Source organism: Nocardioides dubius (assembly GCF_039528155.1).
Classification (GTDB): Bacteria; Actinomycetota; Actinomycetes; order Propionibacteriales; family Nocardioidaceae; genus Nocardioides; species Nocardioides dubius.
This window is the reverse complement of record NZ_BAAALG010000010.1, coordinates 37,667-41,448: the sequence shown is the minus strand read 5'-3', so window position 1 is coordinate 41,448 and position 3,782 is coordinate 37,667. Positions and strand designations below refer to the sequence as shown.

The window sequence follows — 3,782 nt, the reverse complement described above, 5'->3', positions numbered from 1 at the left end:
TCAGCCACGCGATGTCCTCGGCGGTGGCCTCGTGGTAGCTCGCCTTCTTGCCACCGGTGACCGCGCCCATCTTCATGAGCTCGTCCTTGGAGTTGTCCGCCATGGCGCTCATGTCGTAGCTGAAGTCGGGCTCGGAGGGAACCAACAGCGGGCGACCCTGGAGGGTGTCGATCCGGGCCACCTTGCCGTGGTGGGTGCTCTGCACGCAGAGCTTGCTGCCCGAGGCGTGGACGGCGTCCGCGAGCGCCTTGAGGCCGGGGATGAACCGGTCGTCGGAGAGACCCGGCTCCTTCAGGCTGGTCGCGCCGACCGGGAAGGCGATCGCCGAGGCGCCGGTGATGATCATCCCGGTGCCACCCGCGGCGCGCGCCGCGTAGTGATCGATCTCGGTCTGGTGGAGCTCACCGTCGACGCACGCATTCATGTCCATGGCCGGGAGGACCACCCGGTTGGACAGCGTCATCGGGCCGATGCGGCCAGGAGCGAGCAGATGCCGGAGAGTCTTCGTACGAGCCACTTCGTCAGGCTAGTTCTCCGCCCGGGTCCAGCAGGGGCGCTCACCGCTCACCGGGAGTAGGGGGTGACCGCGCCCCGGCCGCCATGCATCAGCAGGTGCTCGAACCGGGCTTGCCGGCGAGCCGACCCTTGATCCACGCCACGATCTCGACGTCGGAGACGTACGCGATCCCGGGGTGGTCGACGTTCGGATGCTGACGGAAGTCGATCCGCGTGCCCTGCGCGCAACGGGCCGCCACCCACTCCTTCTGCTGAGCCATCGGCACGACCTGGTCCATGTCGCCCTGGCTGATCAGCACCGGCGCCGCGATCCGCCCGGTCGGGCTGTTCGCCCGCAGCAGCCGGCCCATCGGGGTGCCCGGCCCGCTGTCGGGCAGGATCGGCATGGCCAGCGCGCTCTCCTCCGCTGTGACGGCGTCGAATCCGCACTGTGCCCCGATCCGAGCGATCACCCGGCGCTTCTCGGGGGCGACCTCGCTCCACAGCCCGCTGCCCGGGTACACCTTGCGCCAGGAGTCCAGCAGGTAGGCGTGCACCCGGGTGATTCCCGGCGTGGTCGCGTTCGCCGCCATCATCGTGGCCAGGTCCGTGGGCGGCGCCGCAGCGGCGACGCCGTCGAGCTGCAGCTCGGGGGCATAGCGCTTCGCCTCGACGCCGGCCCAGAGCGCCGCATGGCCACCCTGCGACTGTCCCCAGACGAAGCTCTCCTGGCCGAGCTCGAGGTCCGGCATCTGCCGCACCGCGCGGACCGCGTCGAGCAGGTCGTGCGCGGCCTCCTTGCCGACCAGGTAGCCGTGCGGTCCGGCCGAGCCGAGGCCGGAGTAGTCGGGAGCGACCACCACCCAGCCCTGGGCCAGCGCGCTCTCGACGGCACCGCCGTCGGTGGGCATCGGGGTGCCTCGCTCCGAGGGCGCGCAGCGCCGGGCGATGCCGGTGGTCCCGTGTGCATACCCGACGACCGGCGCACCCGCCGCGACGTCGCGCGGCACCGAGACCAGGCCGGTGGCAGCGCGCACCGTGCCGGAGCGGTCGGTGGTGAGGTAGCGGATCTTCCACACCTCGGCGTCCCCGACGTGCACCTCCGACCACGGCTGCATGCTCACCAGGTCACCGGCCCGACGGGCGTCGAACTGGCGCTCCTGCCGATCATCGCCGCGCAGCACCAGCCAGGCGATCAGGCCGACGGCCACGGCCATCACCGTGACCACGCTGATCACCATCACCTGCATCCGGCGCTTGCGCTTCACCCGGACATCATGGCGGATCGAGCCTGGGCGAGGGGTGAACTTGGTACGGCCGGTGTGGAGTGCTTGCGTAGCATTGCCCAGCGTGACTGCTACCAAGACTGCCGCCCACGGCTGGGGCCTGGCCACCCTGACCGCTGACGACACCGTGCTCGACGTCTGGTTCCCGAGCCCCGCGCTCGGCACCGCACCCGACGGCGACGCCCCTGCCGAGCTGACCGCCCTCGAGGGCACCGACGACCTGCGCGGCGTGCGCCGGGTGCTGCGCCGGGTGATCATCGAGGACATCGCCTCCGCTCCGAGCTCCACCGAGGACGCCTGGCTGCGTCTGCACCTGCTCTCCGCCCGCCTGGTGGTGCCGCACGGCGTCAACCTGGACGGCGTCTTCGGGCTGCTCACCAACGTGGTGTGGACCTCCGCCGGCCCGTGCGCGATCGAGGGCTTCGAGCTGACCCGCGCCCGCCTGCAGGCCGCCGGCCAGCACGTCAGCGTCTACGGCGTGGACAAGTTCCCGCGGATGGTCGACTACGTGGTGCCCTCGGGCGTCCGGATCGCCGACGCCGACCGGGTCCGCCTCGGCGCGCACCTGGCCAGCGGCACCACGGTGATGCACGAGGGCTTCGTGAACTTCAACGCCGGCACCCTCGGCGCCTCGATGGTCGAGGGCCGGATCTCCGGCGGCGTGGTGGTCGGCGACGGCTCCGACATCGGCGGCGGCGCCTCGATCATGGGCACCCTGTCCGGTGGCGGCAAGCAGGTCATCTCGATCGGTGAGCGCTGCCTGCTGGGCGCGAACTCCGGCCTGGGCATCTCGCTCGGCGACGACTGCGTCGTCGAGGCCGGTGCCTACATCACCGCCGGCACCAAGGTCACCCTCGCCGACGGCTCGGTGGTCAAGGCGCTGGAGCTGTCCGGCGCGAGCAACGTGCTGTTCCGCCGCAACTCCGTGACCGGCACCGTCGAGGCCGTGGCCTGGAACGGCGAGGGCATCGCCCTCAACGCCGCCCTGCACGCCAACGACTGACATGAGACTGCGTGGCCCGGTCATCGGGGGCCTGGCCGCCATCGGCCTCGTGGCCGCGATCTTCGTCGCCGTGGACCAAGGGCTCGGGCCGTTCCCCGATCCTGAGGTCTGCGTCGCCGAGGTCGACGGCCACAAGGTCGAGCTCAGCCTGGAGCAGGCAGAGAACGCGGCGCTGATCTCCGCGATCGCGGTGCGCCGCGGGCTCCCGGCACGCGCCGCCAGCATCGCCCTGGCGACCGCGTACCAGGAGTCGAAGATCGAGAACATCGAGCACGGCGACCGGGACTCGCTGGGGCTCTTCCAGCAGCGCCCGTCCCAGGGCTGGGGAACCGAGCAGGAGATCCTCGACCCGTACTACTCGACGAACGCCTTCTACGACGCCCTGGTCGAGATCGACGGCTACGAGAAGATGCGGATCACCGAGGCCGCCCAGAAGGTGCAGCGCTCCGCCTTCCCGGAGGCCTATGAGGACCACGCCGAGGATGGCCGGGCACTCGCCTCGGCGTTGACCGGCCACTCCCAGGACGGCGCCTTCAGCTGTGAGGTGCGCAGCACCCCCGACGAGGAGTCCGCCGAGCTGGACGCCGCCGGGCTGACCGCTCGCGCGGCCGCCGTCCGCGACGACTTGGAGGCCGCCTACGGCGACCTCTCCCTCGGCGGCTTCTCCCCCGAGGGCGTCGACTCCGGTCACATGGAGGGCTCGGCCCACTACGAGGGCCGCGCGATCGACGTGTTCGTGCGCCCGATCAACGAGGCGAACCAGGTCAAGGGCTGGTCGATGGCCTACTACCTGGTGGCACAGGCCGATCGGCTCGGCATCCAGCACGTCATCTTCGACGGCAAGATCTGGACCTCCGGACGCCGCTCCAAGGACGGCTGGCGCGACTACTCCCCCGACACCTCGGGCCGCACCGCCGAGCAGGCCGCGATCCTCGAACACCGCGACCACGTCCACGTCGACGTCTTCCCCTAGCTCATCGCTAGTCCCTGACGAAAAA

Annotated in this window: 4 protein-coding genes; 2 read left to right on the top strand and 2 right to left on the bottom strand. The window is 71.0% G+C overall.

All coding sequences use genetic code 11. From position 1 onward, the window contains the following. Nucleotides 1-517: oxidoreductase (locus tag ABD151_RS12540; RefSeq protein ID WP_343994823.1), on the bottom strand; the 517-nt coding region annotated here is incomplete at its 3' end. A gap of 88 nt (nucleotides 518-605) precedes the next feature. Further along, nucleotides 606-1,763, bottom strand: a complete 1,158-nt coding sequence (locus tag ABD151_RS12535; RefSeq protein ID WP_343994821.1) for a lipase family protein — start codon at nucleotides 1,761-1,763, stop codon at nucleotides 606-608. Between the two features lie 82 nt (nucleotides 1,764-1,845). Between ABD151_RS12535 and dapD the strand changes: the two genes are divergently transcribed. Both dapD and ABD151_RS12525 read left to right on the top strand, forming a co-directional pair. Further along, nucleotides 1,846-2,784 carry a 2,3,4,5-tetrahydropyridine-2,6-dicarboxylate N-succinyltransferase gene (dapD, locus tag ABD151_RS12530; RefSeq protein WP_343994819.1) on the top strand — a complete coding sequence of 313 codons (939 nt, stop codon included), beginning with the start codon at nucleotides 1,846-1,848 and terminating at the stop codon, nucleotides 2,782-2,784. Between the two features lies 1 nt (nucleotide 2,785). After that, complete coding sequence (locus ABD151_RS12525; RefSeq protein ID WP_343994817.1) at nucleotides 2,786-3,757, top strand: VldE C-terminal domain-containing protein; 972 nt, start codon at nucleotides 2,786-2,788, stop codon at nucleotides 3,755-3,757. The last annotated feature ends 25 nt before the right edge of the window (nucleotides 3,758-3,782 follow it).

Bases quoted from the DNA above. Each gene is read 5' to 3' on its own strand.
- ABD151_RS12525 (WP_343994817.1), top strand. From the start codon at position 2,786: ATGAGACTGCGTGGCCCGGTCATCGGGGGCCTGGCCGCCATCGGCCTC.